Source organism: Prevotella sp. Sow4_E9_plate, from assembly GCF_052116205.1.
In the GTDB taxonomy this organism is placed as follows: Bacteria; Bacteroidota; Bacteroidia; order Bacteroidales; family Bacteroidaceae; genus Prevotella.
Window position 1 is genome coordinate 1 of the sequence record NZ_JBQKLN010000102.1, and the last position, 1,768, is coordinate 1,768.

1 protein-coding gene is annotated in these 1,768 nt (G+C 42.0%); it reads left to right on the forward strand.

The genetic code is table 11. From position 1 onward, the window contains the following. The first annotated feature begins 535 nt into the window (after positions 1-535). Entirely contained in the window at positions 536-1,402 is an 867-nt protein-coding gene (locus ACTQ53_RS17365; RefSeq protein WP_441934551.1) for a GIN domain-containing protein, read from the forward strand. The last annotated feature ends 366 nt before the right edge of the window (positions 1,403-1,768 follow it).

Below are 1,768 nucleotides of genomic sequence, written 5' to 3' on the forward strand. Positions count from 1 at the left end.
TTTTGCCAAGTTGCACTCCATTGCTGAAACTGCTATGAAGAACGGAAATTCTAAATTCAATGCAATTCTTGCTGTAGTACAACAGTAAGACGATTACTCATGCCCATAGGGATACTGAGTAGTTACCGAAGCAGATTTTTCTGTTAAAGATGTTTAATATTGGCAAAGTTTAATAAACGGATAGCTGTTCGTATGGCTGTGAGCGATAATAATGGTTGCTCTACGCCAATCTGTTCTAAAACTCTATCGCAAAGATACGGCTTTATTCCCACACCTGTAAGCTTTTTCCGGGATTTTTTATAAGAATAGATTTGGAATAAGGCTTATGTAAGGTTTGTTTAAGCCTAACGTAACAGTTAAATGAGCCTTAAATCAACTCCGTTTAAGGCTTAAATGAAACCGGAAAGAGGCTTCTTTAAAATTGAATTAGGGCTTTTTTGAAGTCTGGGGAATTATTTTTGAAATTTCCTGCAACCTTTTGCTCCTTTCTTTCGTCTAAATGCCAGAAATACGAACAATTTAAAATAGAAGGATTATGAAAAGTATTGGTTTGAGGGTAGCTGGTGCCGCTATGTTCTTGGCTGCTGCCGGGCTTACTGCCTGCAGCTTTGATTCTACGGGTTCTACCGTGAAGGGAGAGTTGAGTTACGTGCAGGATGACTTGCGCCAGAAGCCTTTTAAGGCGATTGATGTGGAGGCTGTGGCTGACGTCTATTATACCCAGAATGATGGCGATAAATGCGATGTCCGACTGGACTACTCTGCCATCAAGGACGCAAAGTTCCTGCAGCAGATGAAGGAGAAACTAAAGGTGGTGTATCGCAACGACGAGGTGGTTATCGGATACAACGGCAGACTGACCGTGCCTGCGTCCTGCAACTCTGAAAACAAGCGACTGAAGATTTATATCACCAGTCCAGACCTGTTGAAGGTGACACAGGAGGGTACGGGATGCTTCCATGCCAAGACCATCAACAGCGACCGTTTCGCCATTGATAACGAAGGCGTAGGCTCTGTCTATATCGGAAAGATTCTTGCCAACAAGGTGACTGTAGCCAACGAGGGTGTAGGCTCCGTGAATATCGATGACGTGGCTGGAGATAACATGACGGTTGATAATGAAGGCGTAGGCTCTGTGAAGATCACGAACGTTTCCATGGGAAGTCTGAAGGTGGACAACGAGGGCGTAGGCTCTGTGAACCTGGGATTCTTCAAGGGCGGCAGCCTGAATATCCTGAACGAAGGTGTAGGAAGCGTGAAAGCCAAGGTTGATTGCCAGTCTGTCAAAGCAACATCGGAAGGAGTAGGCGGAATCAATCTGAGTGGCGTCACCCGTCAATACAGCAAGAAGAAAGACGGAGTTGGAGGAATTTCGGATAGTGGATTGACGGTAAGAAAATAACGTAAGTTGTTGAAAATCAAAATAAAAAACGGAAGAGGAAAATGCCGAAGCCAAATTGCGAAAATTTGAGCAATTCGGCTTCGGCTAAACCCTCTTATTTTTTTCTATTTTTTCTTTTATTTATTTTCTTTTTTCTCTTTTCTTCTTGCTACTTCTTCTTGTCGCTTTTTTCTTTTCTTTTTTCTTGTTTTCTTTTTTTCTTCTCACAAGAATACCGAATTTACGGTATTTAACATTTGAAAAGCATCAGAAGCGCCCGCGAATTCAACAAGCAAGTGCAAAATTACGAAATGTTTTTGTAAAAGCACTCCTTTGGTGTTGAGAAATTCAATTTCTTTCTTGGTCTCTCATTAATTTTTGCCGTAA

Bases quoted from the DNA above. Each gene is read 5' to 3' on its own strand.
- ACTQ53_RS17365 (WP_441934551.1), top strand. From the start codon at position 536: ATGAAAAGTATTGGTTTGAGGGTAGCTGGTGCCGCTATGTTCTTGGCT.